This is a genomic window from Rahnella sp. 2050, assembly GCF_040544515.1.
Taxonomy (GTDB): domain Bacteria; phylum Pseudomonadota; class Gammaproteobacteria; order Enterobacterales; family Enterobacteriaceae; genus Rahnella; species Rahnella aceris.
Map to the genome: position 1 here is coordinate 62387 of NZ_JBEPKE010000002.1, position 14812 is coordinate 77198.

At 52.0% G+C, this 14812-nt stretch carries 16 protein-coding genes; 10 read left to right on the top strand and 6 right to left on the bottom strand.

Translation table 11 applies throughout. From position 1 onward, the window contains the following. Window positions 1-11: 11 nt before the first annotated feature. Entirely contained in the window at window positions 12-1430 is a 1419-nt protein-coding gene (locus ABIC79_RS07525; protein ID WP_013577339.1) for an amidohydrolase family protein, read from the bottom strand. 95 nt (window positions 1431-1525) lie between these two features. Further along, window positions 1526-2380, bottom strand: coding sequence for a LysR family transcriptional regulator (locus ABIC79_RS07530; protein ID WP_013577338.1), 855 nt, complete (start codon window positions 2378-2380; stop codon window positions 1526-1528). A 206-nt stretch (window positions 2381-2586) separates the two neighbouring features. On the opposite strand from ABIC79_RS07530, the gene ABIC79_RS07535 reads away from it, so the two are divergent. The 5 genes from ABIC79_RS07535 (at window position 2587) to ABIC79_RS07555 (ending at window position 8639) form a co-directional block, all read left to right on the top strand. Next, a complete protein-coding gene (locus ABIC79_RS07535) occupies window positions 2587-3276 on the top strand; it encodes a YopT-type cysteine protease domain-containing protein (RefSeq protein ID WP_354566719.1) in 690 nt (229 codons plus the stop codon). A gap of 255 nt (window positions 3277-3531) precedes the next feature. Beyond that, window positions 3532-4869 (top strand): metallophosphoesterase, encoded by a 1338-nt coding sequence (locus tag ABIC79_RS07540; RefSeq protein ID WP_354566721.1) that lies wholly within the window; start codon window positions 3532-3534, stop codon window positions 4867-4869. Window positions 4870-4908: 39 nt separating this feature from the next. Continuing rightward, window positions 4909-5469, top strand: coding sequence for a hypothetical protein (locus ABIC79_RS07545; RefSeq protein WP_354566723.1), 561 nt, complete (start codon window positions 4909-4911; stop codon window positions 5467-5469). Between the two features lie 300 nt (window positions 5470-5769). Continuing rightward, a complete protein-coding gene (hpxO, locus tag ABIC79_RS07550) occupies window positions 5770-6927 on the top strand; it encodes an FAD-dependent urate hydroxylase HpxO (protein ID WP_013577335.1) in 1158 nt (385 codons plus the stop codon). Window positions 6928-7052: 125 nt separating this feature from the next. Beyond that, window positions 7053-8639, top strand: a complete 1587-nt coding sequence (locus ABIC79_RS07555; protein WP_354566726.1) for a hypothetical protein — start codon at window positions 7053-7055, stop codon at window positions 8637-8639. Window positions 8640-8676: 37 nt separating this feature from the next. Here the strand turns inward: ABIC79_RS07555 and ABIC79_RS07560 are convergent, their stop codons facing one another. Both ABIC79_RS07560 and ABIC79_RS07565 read right to left on the bottom strand, forming a co-directional pair. Next, the gene (locus tag ABIC79_RS07560) at window positions 8677-9162 is read right to left on the bottom strand and encodes a hypothetical protein (protein ID WP_354566728.1); all 486 of its coding nucleotides are present in this window, start codon (window positions 9160-9162) and stop codon (window positions 8677-8679) included. A 54-nt stretch (window positions 9163-9216) separates the two neighbouring features. Further along, window positions 9217-10119, bottom strand: a complete 903-nt coding sequence (locus ABIC79_RS07565; RefSeq protein ID WP_013577332.1) for a LysR family transcriptional regulator — start codon at window positions 10117-10119, stop codon at window positions 9217-9219. A 121-nt stretch (window positions 10120-10240) separates the two neighbouring features. Here ABIC79_RS07565 and ABIC79_RS07570 point away from each other — a divergent pair, with 121 nt between their 5' ends. From ABIC79_RS07570 to ABIC79_RS07580, 3 genes are all read left to right on the top strand, one after another. Continuing rightward, on the top strand, window positions 10241-10981 hold the full coding sequence (locus tag ABIC79_RS07570; RefSeq protein ID WP_112151070.1) for an SDR family oxidoreductase: 741 nt from the start codon (window positions 10241-10243) through the stop codon (window positions 10979-10981). Between the two features lie 117 nt (window positions 10982-11098). Further along, window positions 11099-11353 carry an AbrB/MazE/SpoVT family DNA-binding domain-containing protein gene (locus ABIC79_RS07575; protein ID WP_223510138.1) on the top strand — a complete coding sequence of 85 codons (255 nt, stop codon included), beginning with the start codon at window positions 11099-11101 and terminating at the stop codon, window positions 11351-11353. Then, a complete protein-coding gene (locus ABIC79_RS07580) occupies window positions 11353-11697 on the top strand; it encodes a type II toxin-antitoxin system PemK/MazF family toxin (protein WP_013577329.1) in 345 nt (114 codons plus the stop codon). Before ABIC79_RS07575 ends, ABIC79_RS07580 begins: the two co-directional genes overlap by 1 nt. Window positions 11698-11718: 21 nt before the next feature. On the opposite strand, the gene ABIC79_RS07585 is transcribed toward ABIC79_RS07580, so the two are convergent. Both ABIC79_RS07585 and ABIC79_RS07590 read right to left on the bottom strand, forming a co-directional pair. Then, on the bottom strand, window positions 11719-12099 hold the full coding sequence (locus ABIC79_RS07585; protein ID WP_013577328.1) for a tautomerase family protein: 381 nt from the start codon (window positions 12097-12099) through the stop codon (window positions 11719-11721). Between the two features lie 116 nt (window positions 12100-12215). Next, on the bottom strand, window positions 12216-13121 hold the full coding sequence (locus ABIC79_RS07590; protein ID WP_013577327.1) for a DMT family transporter: 906 nt from the start codon (window positions 13119-13121) through the stop codon (window positions 12216-12218). A 188-nt stretch (window positions 13122-13309) separates the two neighbouring features. On the opposite strand from ABIC79_RS07590, the gene ABIC79_RS07595 reads away from it, so the two are divergent. Next, the gene (locus ABIC79_RS07595) at window positions 13310-14188 is read left to right on the top strand and encodes an AraC family transcriptional regulator (protein WP_162906083.1); all 879 of its coding nucleotides are present in this window, start codon (window positions 13310-13312) and stop codon (window positions 14186-14188) included. An 85-nt stretch (window positions 14189-14273) separates the two neighbouring features. Beyond that, entirely contained in the window at window positions 14274-14807 is a 534-nt protein-coding gene (locus tag ABIC79_RS07600) for a GNAT family N-acetyltransferase (RefSeq protein WP_013577325.1), read from the top strand. Window positions 14808-14812 lie beyond the last annotated feature (5 nt).

The window sequence follows — 14812 nt, forward strand, 5'->3', positions numbered from 1 at the left end:
CTTTCAATGCCTCACACTTTCCCCACCGCACCAAACACTAATCTGCCCTGATGGAATGTCGCTTTCACCTCTGACACCCGCGCCACCGCTTCGGCAGAGCAACTGGCGTCGACCAGGATCATTTCGGCGTTATCGTTCACCGCAGGCCACTGGCGTGTGCCGCTGTCGTCGAGCGGCAGGACGTTGCCGGTGGCGATAGCGAGGGAGCGCGTCAGGCCAAATTCGTCGGAGTTACCGTAGAGCTGGGCGTAGAGGCTGGCTTTTTCCAGCATGCTGCCGGTGCCGAACGGCGACCAGTGATCAATGACGCTGTCTGTGCCGGTCATGACAAATACGCCGTTCTGGCTGAGCTGCGGCAGCGGCATATTCAGTTTGCCGAGCGGAATGGTGGAAGCGACGGTGAACTGCTGCTCTGAAAGCCCTGCAATGACGTCGTCGAGTTCCGCGCCCTGCATCATCGCCAGCGCAAAACCGTGGCTGAGCGTCACTTTGCCTTTCAGTTGCGGGTTTTTCTCCACGGTCTGAATCATGTATTTCACTGCCGCGATACCGGCCGGCGTGGTTTCATGCAGATGAATATCCACGCCTTTATTCGTATCCAGTGCAATCTGAAACATCGCGTCGAGGGATTTTTCCATCGCGTCATCCACGTTAGTCGGATCCAGTCCGCCGACGTATTGCGCGCCCATTTGCATCGCCTCACGCATCAGGCCATCGACTTTCGAATGCAGCAAGCCGTGTTGCGGGAACGCCACAATTTCACAACTGAAATCCTGCTGATGTTTTTCCAGTGCGATTTTCAGATGCTCAAGGCTTTTCAGGCCGCTGACCGGGTCGATATTGCAGTGGCTGCGCGCCACGGTGGTGCCTTTGGAATGCAGCAGCCCGATGATCGCTTCGGCATGTTCCACCGATGTTGGTAGCAGTTTGGGGATCAGCACCTGTTCGCGGGCAATCATGTCCATGATAGTTTTGCCTTTACGCGGGCGCGGCGCTTCCCATTTGCCACCGTAGAAGGTTTTGTCGAGGTGAATATGCATGTCGCGCGTGGCGGGCAGCAGAAGTAATCCTCTGGCATCAAAAGCAGGCAAGGTGCTGGCCGGGGCGTCTTTTGCCGGCTGGATCGCCACGATTTTGCCGTTGTTGATTTCAAGATTGTACAAACCGGTTCTGGTGGCAACAACGATATCGCCTTCGCGCTCAAAACCCTCCTCCAGCCGTACATTGCGCAACTGGTAATGCGGCGCAGAAATTGCGTTGATCTGGCTGGCATCGTCACATTTTTCGTCCATCGCGCCCGGTTTGAACGGGGAGGCTGATGCCATACCTGCGGTTAACAGCGCGCCGGTGGCAGTGATTTTGGCGCTATGCGAAAGAAAGTTTCTGCGGCTTTGTTGCTGAGGATTTTGCACGTCGAATTCCTTAATCATGATGCGGGAGGATGCTGCTTTTCCCTTCACCTTAAAAGATGACGCCGGTTCCGGCTGCGATTTTTCCCACTGCCTGCCAGTGGAAAATGCAATGGCTAACTAAGCTGACAAAAATCCTTTAATTTTCCGGCCAGTGCAATCTGCGCAGGCGTCGCGTCGTGGCGGTAAAACAGCGCCAGCTCGACGTTATCAATCGGCGGCAATCCGCTTTCTGCCCCAAGAATCCGGTGCTCCGGCTGGCGGCAACCGGCGGGCAATAAGGTGACACCCAATCCGGCCGCACTGGCAGCGACCAGCGCGGCGAGACTGGCGCTGCTGTAACTGATACGCCAGCTACGTCCGAGAGCATCCAGTGCCTGACACAGTTCTTCGCGGTATAACCCGTTGAGCGGAAACAGCACCAGCGGGATGGGATCCCGTTCAAACGCCGGAAACGCCGCGCTGTCCAGCCACAGCATCGGCTCGGGGCGCGAGGCGTTGGCCTTTTCGCCGGTGAGTTGTTTCACCAGAATGATATCCAGCATCTCCTGTTGCCAGGCGCGGCGCAGTTCGTGACTCAGGCCGCTGGTGACATCGAGGCGAATATGCGGATGGGCGCGGCTGAATTGCGCCAGCAGGGACGTGGTAGCCGCGGCAAAATCTTCAGGCACGCCGAGACGCACTACGCCGTCCGGCCACTGGTCACTCAGCGCATCGTGCGCTTCACCGTTCAGGGCGATAATCCGCCGCGCATAACCCAGCAACCGTTCACCTTCTTCAGTCAGTTGCACCTGATGAGACGTGCGTTCCAGCAAAGGTTTTCCCAGCGCTTCTTCCAGGCGGCGGATTTGCTGGCTGACTGTCGATTGCGACAGGTACACGCGGTCGGCCGCACGGGTAAAACTGCCGGTTTCGCAGACGGCGACAAAACTAAGCAACTGCTGCGGGCTGAACATCGGATAGCGATTCATTTTTTAAATGTTTATGCTTTTGGCATTCGAAATATCAATACTTAGCAGAGTATCAATCTTCCCGCTCTCGCACCAGACCAGGGACTGAGAACCCCTTAGAAGAAAAGGTTTCCTTTATGTTTTCTGAATTAATCATGTTCAACATTGAAAGTCTTTTTTCTTTATCATTTGCAAAGTTTTTCTTAATAATGGAATGAAGTGATTTTATGAGAATGGATTCAGTTAGACTGATACAAAATTATAATGGGATATATAATAAATTCCGACAGGGGGAATATATTAAGAAAAACAAATGGGATCATTGTGATGAGAAAAAACGTAAGGGCGCATGGACCGGAAATGTCTATGATCGCGCCGGTCGGGTGGTTGAATATGGTCTTGAAAACGGTGTGTGTCAGGGGCTGGTGGGCGCATACCTGATATCAGGTCAAAGCTGGAGCCGGTTCAGTGCCTATATTGCCAGTGAAAAAGGTAAGACGGTGGTGCGGGGGATCATGAATTTTCAGGAACACCTGAGTGCCAGCGGGAATATGAAAGAAATGAAAAGTGTTTTTCATGGCATTCTAAAATCTTATCAGGTTGATTTTATTCGGGAGGAAATAAAATTGACTGGAAATACCGCAATTACCATGGCGCAGTCAATATTAAAAAGTGTCAGTCAGGGCAATGGCTGTCATATATCGATTAAAAAATCTTCCAGCGGACACTCATTAGGTCTCAGGGCAGAATCCAATCAAATAAAAATCTTTGACCCCAATTATGGTGAGACGGTTTTTCCCTTTAAGAATGGTATCAGCGATGAAATGGAAAAATTTCTGATACATATTTTTTCTGAATACTACAGCCAGTACTTTATGTTGACGGTTGAACATTATTCAGCTTCCGTTTTTTCCTGAATCTCCGGACTCACAGATAACAGTGAAAAACCACTTTTAAGGTTTTATTCTTAGCGTTGATATGTATTTAACTTCTGTATTCCGATTGTTTAATGGTCGTTGTAAAATAAGTCAACTTAATTATTTATTTTAAAACAAATGTTTGTTACAAATTATAATATCGAGGTGCGATAATTTACTAACAGTAAAGTGATTAACCTCAAGGGTGAAAGTGTGTTCGTCTCAAAAAATAAAATTAAATATGGCAGGATAGCTATGGCTATCGCTGCTTGTTTGCCATTTTATACCTCAGCAGAAATAAATATTAGCAATGTGGCAACGCAAAGTGGTGGTTACCATGTACCGGATGTTGTACTCACTGTGCCTGATGGCATGAAGATGATCGACATGAGTTCTATGCAACGGGAAATATCACCGGGTCCTTCTCCTTCTCCTAATCCTCCCGCACCTGTTCCGGTACCTGACCCTCATCAGGACGGGTTACCTATTCCTGATGATCAAAATGACTATGCCCGGATGAAACTCTCAACCGAAATATCTGGCTATAAGGTTTCAGAGAATTCAAGTCCATATGAAATAAAAGCAATCACTGTGCCAGATGGACAAGCCGTGCGTTTATTAGAAGCTAAAACGGTCGATTCCAGTGATAACAATATCTCTCCAGTTGTTGCAAAAGGGGAGATGGTTTACACCGATGTAAATGGGGTGGAGCATTCCCGTCCTTACGAAGTTTCAACAGACAGTGCGGAAGAAACATTCGAAGCACTGAGAAATATGAAAGAACAGCTGAGACAGGAGGTCTTCCCGGACGCGGCGGTAACCTCTGCGGTGTATGGTTCCATTGCTGCGCCAAAAGCCTGGAGCGCTGATACGACGGTCGGTGAAATACATGGCCGTCAGGTTAACGGGACTACTGAATTCTTTGAAGCAAAGTTTAATGGTAATGCGAAAAGTAAAAACTGGTATTACCCGGAAAATAAAAAAGATAATGCCTGGTGGCGTGTTGTTCATCCAAAAGAATATTATGCCATTACGTCTGACTGGCATTTTGGGGCAGAGACTACATCTACGCCATATAACACGGTACCCAGCAAAGGTAACTTTAAGAAGATTGATGCAATTAACACACTGAAAGACAAATACGGTGATGCCTTCAGGGGGACGATTATTAACGGCGACATTACCCACTGGGGGCATGGTGGCGAGTGGTCTGATGCCAAGAAAGCTTTTGGCAAACTTAATGCACCTTACTGGTACGGGCTGGGTAATCATGATTATGACGGCAATGTGAATGACTGTGGTTTGTGGGAAAATCGCTGTGCAATTCGTAGTATCCGGAATTTAGTTGATCATATTAATAGTTTGAAAGATGTCGTTTCCGTTGATTACGACGTCATGAATGGTTATAAATTCCCGCATCTCAGTACCAACTATATTGGCAGTTTCGGTTACAGTTTTGATATTGCGGGTATTCGTTTCATTCAGCTTAATAATAATTTGCATTATACGAAGGAATTTTCAGGGTTTAATTCGGATGCTGCCCGCCGGTATGATATTAAGGTCAGGGACGGTGAGGGCTGGTTCCGTGAGTAGTTACGCGATGCAGGCATAAAAGGTAAAGCAACAATAGCGTTGGAGCATGGAGGTGAAAGTTACAGTGAAAATGAGACTCCAACGCGGGATATACTGGGGGAGTATGGCGGCTCGATAAGATTTGGTGGCCATTCACATGGTATCTCTTCATCAAACAGCGGGGCGGCTTATTACGGCGATATGCTGATTCTTGAGCTTGATTACAATAAGCAGACAGGAAAAACATATATGGTAAGCAATGATAAAATTGATGAAATGTCACCGGGAACGGAATTTACACTTAATTTCAACGTCCCGGAAATGGCACCTGTACCGAAAAGTTACATCCTGAGTCTGCGTAATAAAGGCGGTTACACAGGTTATTACAGACTCACTTATACCAACAGCAGTACTAAAGCCAATTTCAATAAAGAATATAAATTATCGCTGGGTAATACTCAGCAGGTTATTATTCCTGCTGAAGCGACGAACGTAAAAATTAAAGGCGTAACAGGAACAGGACGGGCTTTATATTCCCAGTCACTGACCAAACAGGAAAATACCTGCATAGAAACGTGGGGAACGCTACCTCGTAACCTGCACTGGGGTTGGTGCAAGTAACGCACTGCGGCATTTGTGGATCCAAATTATCACTCCCTCTGCTGGGGGAGTGATTTGCGAATATTTGTCTGATGTAAATCTTCCTCCGGCTTTCTCTCCGCCCCATCCTTTCGCACCAGATTGATTCACTTCGCGGCTATTACGCCACTCTTGCTCCAAAACGACGCCTCGTTTTAGCGCATTTCACCTGCGCTTCGGCAGTTAATGATTTCACTTAAGATTGACTACAAGGCTTTGGCGGTAAATCGTCTTTCTGGTACAGAAATTGCTTTTCCCTAAAGAGACTCAGGGGAGAAAAATATGAAAGCGATCGTGATTGGTGGCGGTATTGGCGGTGCGTGTGCGGCGATTGCGCTGAAGCGTTTTGGTATCGAAACGGCGGTATACGAGGCGGTGAAAGAGATCAAACCGGTGGGCGCGGCGATTTCCATCTGGCCTAACGGCGTAAAGTGCCTGAATTATCTCGGCATGAAAGAGGCGCTGCGCGAACTCGGCGGCAACATGCGTTTTATGGCCTACAAAGAATATCAGCAGGGCCAGACCATGACGCGTTTCAGTATGGATCCGCTGATCCAAAGCGTGGGGGAACAGCCGTATCCGGTGGCGCGTGCGGAACTTCAGTCGATGCTGCTGGAGACTTATGGACGCGATCAGGTGCAGTTTGGCAAGCGCGTGACGCACGTTGAAGAATCTGCCGACAGCGTCACCGCCTGGTTTGACGACGGCACTTCCGCGACCGGCGATCTGCTGATTGCCGCTGACGGCACCCATTCCATTATCCGCCAGCACGTTCTGGGTTATGCAACGGAGCGCCGCTATGCCGGTTATGTTAACTGGAACGGCCTGGTGGAAATCGATGAAAGCATCGCGCCTGCCGACCAGTGGACGACGTTTGTCGGCGAGGGTAAACGCGTGTCCCTGATGCCGGTGAGTGGCAACCGTTTCTACTTTTTCTTTGATGTGCCGCTGCCAAAAGGCTTGCCGCAGGATCGCACTACGGTACGCGAGGATTTACAGGGTTACTTTGCGGGCTGGGCGGAACCGGTGCAGAAGCTGATCAGCCAGATCAATCCTGAAACCACCAACCGCGTTGAAATCCACGACATCGAACCCTTTATGCAACTGGTCAAAGGACGGATTGCGCTGCTCGGTGATTCCGGCCACAGCACCACGCCGGATATCGGGCAGGGCGGTTGCGCGGCGATGGAAGATGCAGTGGTGCTGGCAAATATGCTGCAAACCAATTCATTAGGCATTGAAGATGCATTGCTGCGTTATCAGGAAAAACGGGCATATCGCGTGAAGGATCTGGTGCTGAAGGCGCGTAAACGCTGCGATGTCACCCACGGCAAAGAAATGGCCGTGACCGAACAATGGTATGAGGATCTGAAAAGCGAAACCGGCGAACGCATTCTTTCCGGCATGTGCGAAACCATTCTGGGCGGTCCGCTGGAATAACGTCGGGGGCGTAAGAAACAACTTTTACATATCCTTAAAGCTTACTGTGTTTTTGCCGAAAATAGCATCAGAAGGATCAAGGTATCCACTGGCGCTATGGCGCAAAAACATAGGGACTCATCGGGATGACAGTTATCTCTGCGACAGGTAATCAGGCGCTCAACACGCTGGTTACGTCAACAAAATCACTGACGGCAGTCACTACTGCAGCCAGCCAGCAGCAGGCTTCGACGGCGCAATCCACCACGGTAATGATCGGCCAGGCGGACACCGCTTCGCCGGTCTACAACATCACCAAACCGGCACTGGTCTGGGAACGTTCTTCCAGTGATCTGATGTCTTCAAAGCTTGCATCGAACTTCAGCCATTCCGGCAATGCGGCGCGTTTTACCGGACTCGGTGCGGCGCTGCTTGAGCGTTTCACTACCGACAGCAGCAGTTATTCGCAATCGGTGATGAAGCAGACTTCCGCTCAGTCGACCAGTTCGGCGGCCAACGTTGCCGCCCAAACCCAACTTCATACCAAAGCTGATAACCAGATAAGCCTGAGCATTAAAACTGCCAGCGGCGCACTGGTGGATATCACGCTGGGCAGTGATGATGACGGACTCGGCGTGCAGGTGAATGTCAGCAAAGGCACGCTCAGCGATGCCGATCGCAAAGCGCTGGCCGGTCTTGCGGAAGGTTTTCAGAAAGCGATTGATGGCCTGACGGCGCAACCGCCGAAGCTCGATCTGAGTGGCCTGACGAAGTTTGATACCTCGGTGCTGTCGTCGGTGGACTTACACGCCACGCTGGGCACCACCAATACCCAGACGCTGGATTTTCATGCTGATGCGAATACCCGCTCAGTGAAATCGACCGGTGTTGCTGGCACGGTGGATATCAGCGTCGACATGAGTAAGCGCGCACTGCTGGGCACAGAAAGCCAGCAGAAGCAGGCGCTGAACAGCTATCTGAAACAAATCAGCAGCGCGGGTAATCGTGGCAATGGTGACGAATCGCTGATGAACATGTTCAAAGATGCCTTTACGGCGCTGAACAGCAATTATGGCGAAACCGCGACGACTTATAAAAGCGGGGGTGCTGAGCCGGTTTATTTCTCGCTGACCAAAACCGATAAAAACATGATGACCGGGCTGGCGGATTTCACGGCGTCAGTCTCGCAGACACCGGTCGATTCCACCAATCCGATGCGCCCGGATGAAACCGATACGTTCTCTTATCAGGTTTCTCAAACCAGCACGATCACCGGCACGGGTACGCAGGACCGCAATATCACGCAGAAGCAACAGTCACATCTGGTCGCCAGTTATCATGCATCGCTGACACCGGGGCTGAAACTGAATCTGACCAGCGACCGCAACTCGCAGAATTACCTTTACTATCAGATTGATGACACGGCAGAAAGCACGACGTCCGTGCAATATCACAAAGGTGCGCTGATGAGTGCCACCGTGGCTCAGTCCGCCAGCAACTCAACACATATTCAGAAATATGTGAAAGGCGCACTGGAATCCGACATCACCACGCCGGAAATCACGTCGAAAACCACTGACCTGCTGGGCACGCTGCAATCGGCCTGGGAAAATAACGCCCCGCGCATGTCGTTCCGGGATTATCTGAATCATCAGACCCTGCCGGATCTCAGCGGGATGGTACTGATGGAATCGGATGCTGCGCAGTTGAAAAACAGTCCTTCATTAGTGTAGATAAAACCAAAACAGCCCCTGACGGGGCTGTTAATCATTACATCTCAAATTTCATGCCTCTCAGCACAATTTCATCAAATTGCAGATGATGCATAAATTCGCGCAAAATCAGCAGCGTGGCGGCGAAATCATTGCCGTCGGGGATACCTTCGAAATGCGCCGGGCGGCCATTAATGACCAGCGCCAGCCGGTCGAAAGTGCGTTCCACCGCGTCGAGCGACAACGTCATCACTTCATTTTCCGCCTCACCGGCAATGCGGGCCAGCGCACGGATATCGTTGTCCGTGCTGAACAGTTTAGCGCCCGGCGGAATGTCGTGCCGGATGCGCATCACTTCGTCCTCGACCACCATAATGGCAGTTTCCATTTCATCCGGCGTCGGCGGTGAATGACGAAAATAGCCGACAGAGGTGAGTTGTGAGCCCAGTGTCAGGAGCAAACTTTTATCGTCGTTATCATCATTACGGACGATAACTTGCGTTTCTTCGCTGCCGATATGCAGCAATACAGCAGGTGTGGTCATCGGCATCTCCAGTCGTTAACGTTGTGACGTCATGCTTTCAGAGCAGAAAAACTATCATGTCAGATGCGGATCGCGCCGCGCAAACTCTTTCACCATCCAGTCGATAAACACCCGTACGCGCGGTGAAAGCTGGCGGTTACGCGGGTAAAGCAAGGAAACCGGCAGTGAACCGGCCGGGAAATCCGCCAGGATTTGTACCAGACTTCCCTGCGCCAGATCCTCCAGCAGGCCGTAATGCGGCACCTGAATAATCCCCATCCCGCGCCGTGCCGCTTCTTTCATGCTTTCCGCGCCGCTGACCGACAAACTGGTTGGCAGCAGGATTTCACGGTTTTTGCCCTGCACCTGAAAAATCAGCGGCAACAGCCCGCCGGTTGCGCTGGAACGAAAACCAATCATCCGGTGACCGGCGAGATCGTCTGGCGTTTCCGGTATGCCAAAACGTTGCAGATAGTCCGGGCTGGCGCAGGTAATTTCCGGCAGCGTACCGAGCGGGCGCGCCACCATATCGCTGTCTTTCAGTTCACCGGCGCGGATCACGCAATCAATGCCTTCCCGCACCAGATCCACCAGCCGGTCGCCTTCGCTCATGTAAAACTCAATGTCGGGATACTGCGCCAGAAAATCCGCCAGGCCGGGCAGCAGAAAATGCCGCGCCATCGAACCGTGTACATCCACCCGCAATAACCCCTTCGGCTGCGCACCGGCAAACGCCATTTCAGCATCTTCCACATCCGCCAGAATACGCAGACAGCGCTGGTAATAGGCTTCGCCATCCAGCGTCGCGCTGACGTGTCGGGTGGTACGCTGCAGAAGCCGGATGTTCAGCCGCGACTCCAGTTGTTTAATGGCATCGGTCACCGTGGAACGTTTCAGATTCAGCGCTTGTGCAGCCTGCGTAAAACTGCGCAGCTCCACCACGCGGGTGAATAACTGCATGCTGTCGAGTTTATCCATGATAATTGTTCGCCTTTTCCGGATAGTGATAACGAATATCAGGTAATTATCCGGCAGCGTCAATCGGCTACGCTTTCCTCACTGACAACAGATCCGAATCACTGAAAAAAGGAAACGCATCATGACTTCATCCAAACAGAAAGTCGCGCTGGTCACCGGCGCATCACGGGGTATTGGCGCCGCCATCGCAGAGCGTCTGGCGCACGACGGTTTTACCGTGATTGTGAACTACTCACGCGGTGCGGCAGAAGCCGACGCGGTGGTCAGAAAAATTGAACAGGCAGGCGGAAAAGCTATCAGCGCGCAGGCGGATGTCAGCGACGCGGCGGCGGTCGGCCGGATGTTTGCCAGCGCGGAACAGGCGTTTGGCGGCGTGGATGTACTGGTGAATAATGCGGGTATTATGACGCTTTCCGCTATTGCCGAAACCGACGATGCAGCATTCGACCGCCTTATCGATATCAACCTGAAAGGCACTTTCAACACGCTGCGTGAAGCGGCGAAACATCTGCACGACGGCGGACGTATCATCAATTTCTCATCAACCGTGGTCGGGTTATATCAGCCGACTTATGGCGTGTATGCCGCGACCAAAGCGGCTGTCGAGGCGCTGAGCCGCGTGCTCACCAAGGAAATGCGCGGCCGTCAGATAACCGTCAATACCGTCGCGCCCGGCCCGACAGCAACGGATTTATTCCTCAACGGTAAATCGGATCAACTGGTGGAAACCATCGCCAAAACCTCGCCGCTCGAGCGCCTCGGTCAGCCGGAAGATATCGCCTCCGTCGTCGCCTTCCTCGCCGGTCCCGACGGTGCGTGGGTCAACGGCCAGACACTGAAGGCGAATGGCGGGATTATTTAATCCTTCCGTTTAACGCAGGAAAATAAAAAGCTGGAATGCAGCTCGCAAAAACCCGTATCAGGAATACTGTTACGGGTTTTTTGGTTGTATACTCTTTGTAGATACAACGGTGGAGAAATGAACATGCGCACTCAGGCCACATTACAGAAATGGGGTAACAGCATCGCGTTACGGCTGTCCGGAAATTTGAAGTCAATTCCACAATTCGAGGAAGGTGATGTCGTTGATATCGAGATTTCTGAAGACGGGCTGCAAATTCGTAAAGCCGATAAGCAGAAGGTCACTGAGGCCAGCTTGTTATCGGGGCTGAGCGCGTATAATGCTCACGCTGATGAATTGGCAGAACCGACTGACAGGGAGCTTGATTATTAATGTATTTACCAAAGCGCGGGGATATTTGCTGGCTGGATTTTGAGCCCACCAAAGGAAAGGAAATAGGCAAATATCGACCGGCGCTGATCCTGTCTCATGAAACGTATAATCAGGTTACCGGGCTGGTGATTTGTATGCCGGTGAGCAGCAGCATCCGGGGCGCGCCGACCGAAGTGCCGGTCAACAATCTGAGCGCACCTTGTGTGGTTGCCACCACGTTGATCCATACAATGGACTGGCGGCACCGTCAGGCAAAGTTTATCGCTGTTGCGGAAAGTGGCGTCTTTAACGACGTGCTTGCCCGAATCATTCCGCTGATTGGTGGTGAGAACTTGTTGGCCTGAAGTTTACCTTCAGACCTTTTCTCACGCGTATTGCGCTTCGCCGTTGCCGAAGGACCAGTTTTCTTTCGGCACTTCCACCAGGCTGATGAACACATCTTCCAGACGTAATCCGACTTTTTCATGCAGCCCGTAAGCGACGGCGTGATAGAACGCCTTTTTCATTTCCAGTGTACGGCCGGTGTTGAGCGTTACCTGAATCACAATGCAGTTCGGGCTGCGCTGTATATTCAGATAATCAGGGGAAATCATCATTTCTGCCGGAGAGTGTTCGGAGATGACAATAAACTTGTCGTTTTCCGGCGCATTAAGAGCTGAGCGCAGCGCGTCATAGATCACATCGCCGACGGTTTTGCGGTAGGTTTCGGGTTTTCCTTCGACCATATCAATACGTACAAAAGGCATTTTATTCTCCTCATTATTTTCTGTAGGGCGCGCATCTCTTAGGATGCGGCCTTTCAGGTATGCAACACGAGGAGGAGAGTTGTCGAGTGTTTTTTTGTACCCGCCGGTAAGCCGCCCTACGCCGCAGCGGCTTTGCGCCTGAACATCTCCAGCCAGGCCGGACGGCAGAACATCACCAGATTACCGAGCAGGATCAGCGCCAGCCCAATAACCGCATTGGCATGCCATTGATAATTTTCATAAAATGTGGAAACCGTCAGTGCGACCAGCGGGAACAGCAGCGTACTGTAGGCCGCCTGACTGGCACCGATGCGGCCGACCAGCGTGAAGTAAATGCCGAAAGCCAGTACCGAACCAAACACGGAAAGATAGACCAGCGAGCCGAGATATTGCGGCGTCAGGTCGATGGCGAAGGAAGCGCCCTGCATCAGGCTCAGCGCGCCCATGACGGCTGTACCGTAAAACATCGCGTAGGTATTGGTGGAAAGCACATCCAGCCCGTGACGCTGATGGCGTGAGCTGATCATGTTGCCGAGTGAGAAACCGTAAGTGCCGAGCAGGCTGAGGCCGATGCCTTTGAGCAATTCCGGTGCGATATGCGCGGCGCTGAGGTCATGCCAGAAAAGCGTGATAATACCTGCCAGCCCGAGAACCGACGCCGGGATCACTGCCGGAGCCAGTTTCTGACGGAAAAACAGCATGCCGTTGAACGCGTTGAACAGCACGGCCATCGAGAAAATCACCGATTCCAGCCCGCTGGTGATGTAGGCTGCGGCGTGATAGAAGCAGTAAAAATTGAAGCAAAAAACGCAGCAACCCTGAACCAGGCAGAAAAGGTGATCTTTCAGCGCCAGACGACGCAACCGGCGTGTCGCCAGCAATGCCACCAGCATGATCACCGCAGCCAGCAGGAAACGGTAGAAAACCGACACCGTGACTGGCACGTCGCCCTGTTGCAGGTAAATCGCAAACCAGGTGGTACCCCAGATCAGGATCACCAAAATATAAAGCAGTGCGTTCATAGAATTCTCTCACTCAGACAGTAATGACTGAGGACATTCTGCGGTAACGGCAGACCGCTGGCTTTCAACGTTTTGCGCTGAGTTGCATATTCTTGCGCATTTTTTCAGTCACCCGCACAGCAAGATCTGGCACCGGGGCGGGGGAAAACCGTAAAATGAGCGTCATCTTTCCTCCACACGGGTACGCCATGACTAAGGTCTATCAGGCTTTCGAAACGCTGCGTCAGCACAAAGCGGTTCTGCATGACAGTGTGGAACTGGGTTCCGGCATTCAGCTGGCGGCGTGGTCGAACAAAAATGACATCGTGAATCAGGAAAGCGCTGATCACCATACGCTGAGCCTGTACGTTGCCGACGGCTACGAGTGTTACCATAAAACCCGCAGCGGCTGGCGTAACGGCGGCGGGCCGGATCGTTTTTGTCTGATGCCGAAAGGCAGTATGTCGAGCTGGGATGTGCGCGACGATTTGTCGTTTGTGCATCTGTATTGCTCCGACGAACACCTGCGACATCTGGTGGAACAAACCTGGGATCGCAGCCCGGCGGCGATTGAGCTGGAAGAACGCACATTCGGAGAGGATCCGCAAATTACGCTGTTGTATCGCCACTTTTTGCTCAGCAGCCAGTGGCAGGAAAACAGCAATCAACTGATGCTCAGCAGCGCCGCCAATCTGCTGATGGCGCATCTGGTGAAACATTACACCCATCTGCAATGGGCGCTGCCAACGGTACGCGGCGGGCTGGCACCGCATATGCTCAACCGCGTAAAAGATTATATTCACACGCATCTCGGGCAGCCTTTATTACTGCCGGAACTTGCCGCGCTGGCAGAACTCAGCGAATTCCACTTCGCCCGCATGTTTAAACAAAGCATGGGGCTGGCACCGCATCAGTACGTGATGAATGCCCGGCTGATCCGCGCGGAAAACTTGCTGAAAACCAGTCAGATGGACATCACGTCCATTGCGCTGGAATGCGGATTCAGCTCCGCCAGCCATTTCAGTAACCGTTTCAAATCCGTGCGTGGCATAACGCCGACGGCACTGCGCGGCGGCATTATCGTCTGATTTTTATTTCCCGCTAAAACCTCTCTTCCGGTCAGCACAATTGTGGTGCTAAGTTAATGGTAATTCACCTTATTCAGGAAAAACCATGCAGACCAGTGCTCCCGTTATCGAAACCGAACGTCTGATTTTACGTGGCCATCATGTTGATGATTTTGAAGATATTGCCGCGCAATGGGCCGATCCGGCGGTTGTGAAATACATCGGTGGCACGCCTTCGGGTCGCGAAGCCAGCTGGAGTCGTCTGCTGCGGTATCCGGGCCACTGGCAGATGCTCGGTTTCGGTTACTGGATTGTGTTCGAAAAAACGGCGGGTGCAGAAGGCGCGTTTGTTGGCGAAATTGGTCTGGCGGATTATCAGCGCGATATCACACCCTCGCTCAAAGGCATGGCGGAAATGGGCTGGGTCGTTTCTCCGGCGTTTCACGGCAAAGGCTACGCCTTTGAAGCCGCGCAGGCAGTGCTGAAATGGGCCGGTACACACGTCGATCGTCAGCTATGCTGCATTATTGCGCCGGAGCATCAGGCCTCGGTTCGTCTGGCGGAAAAATGTGGTTTCGTGGCAAAAACGGATACCACTTATCACGGCTCAGCCACGCGGATCTTTATTCGTCCGTCGTGACCGGC

Excerpts from the sequence above, each read along its gene's own strand:
- ABIC79_RS07540 (WP_354566721.1), top strand. The coding sequence starts at position 3,532 with ATGGCTATCGCTGCTTGTTTGCCATTTTATACCTCAGCAGAAATAAAT.
- ABIC79_RS07555 (WP_354566726.1), top strand. The coding sequence starts at position 7,053 with ATGACAGTTATCTCTGCGACAGGTAATCAGGCGCTCAACACGCTGGTT.
- ABIC79_RS07570 (WP_112151070.1), top strand. The coding sequence starts at position 10,241 with ATGACTTCATCCAAACAGAAAGTCGCGCTGGTCACCGGCGCATCACGG.
- ABIC79_RS07580 (WP_013577329.1), top strand. The coding sequence starts at position 11,353 with ATGTATTTACCAAAGCGCGGGGATATTTGCTGGCTGGATTTTGAGCCC.
- ABIC79_RS07525 (WP_013577339.1), bottom strand. The coding sequence starts at position 1,430 with ATGATTAAGGAATTCGACGTGCAAAATCCTCAGCAACAAAGCCGCAGA.
- ABIC79_RS07530 (WP_013577338.1), bottom strand. The coding sequence starts at position 2,380 with ATGAATCGCTATCCGATGTTCAGCCCGCAGCAGTTGCTTAGTTTTGTC.
- ABIC79_RS07590 (WP_013577327.1), bottom strand. The coding sequence starts at position 13,121 with ATGAACGCACTGCTTTATATTTTGGTGATCCTGATCTGGGGTACCACC.
- ABIC79_RS07585 (WP_013577328.1), bottom strand. The coding sequence starts at position 12,099 with ATGCCTTTTGTACGTATTGATATGGTCGAAGGAAAACCCGAAACCTAC.
- ABIC79_RS07565 (WP_013577332.1), bottom strand. The coding sequence starts at position 10,119 with ATGGATAAACTCGACAGCATGCAGTTATTCACCCGCGTGGTGGAGCTG.
- ABIC79_RS07600 (WP_013577325.1), top strand. The coding sequence starts at position 14,274 with ATGCAGACCAGTGCTCCCGTTATCGAAACCGAACGTCTGATTTTACGT.
- hpxO (WP_013577335.1), top strand. The coding sequence starts at position 5,770 with ATGAAAGCGATCGTGATTGGTGGCGGTATTGGCGGTGCGTGTGCGGCG.
- ABIC79_RS07560 (WP_354566728.1), bottom strand. The coding sequence starts at position 9,162 with ATGACCACACCTGCTGTATTGCTGCATATCGGCAGCGAAGAAACGCAA.
- ABIC79_RS07575 (WP_223510138.1), top strand. The coding sequence starts at position 11,099 with ATGAACATGCGCACTCAGGCCACATTACAGAAATGGGGTAACAGCATC.
- ABIC79_RS07595 (WP_162906083.1), top strand. The coding sequence starts at position 13,310 with ATGACTAAGGTCTATCAGGCTTTCGAAACGCTGCGTCAGCACAAAGCG.
- ABIC79_RS07535 (WP_354566719.1), top strand. The coding sequence starts at position 2,587 with ATGAGAATGGATTCAGTTAGACTGATACAAAATTATAATGGGATATAT.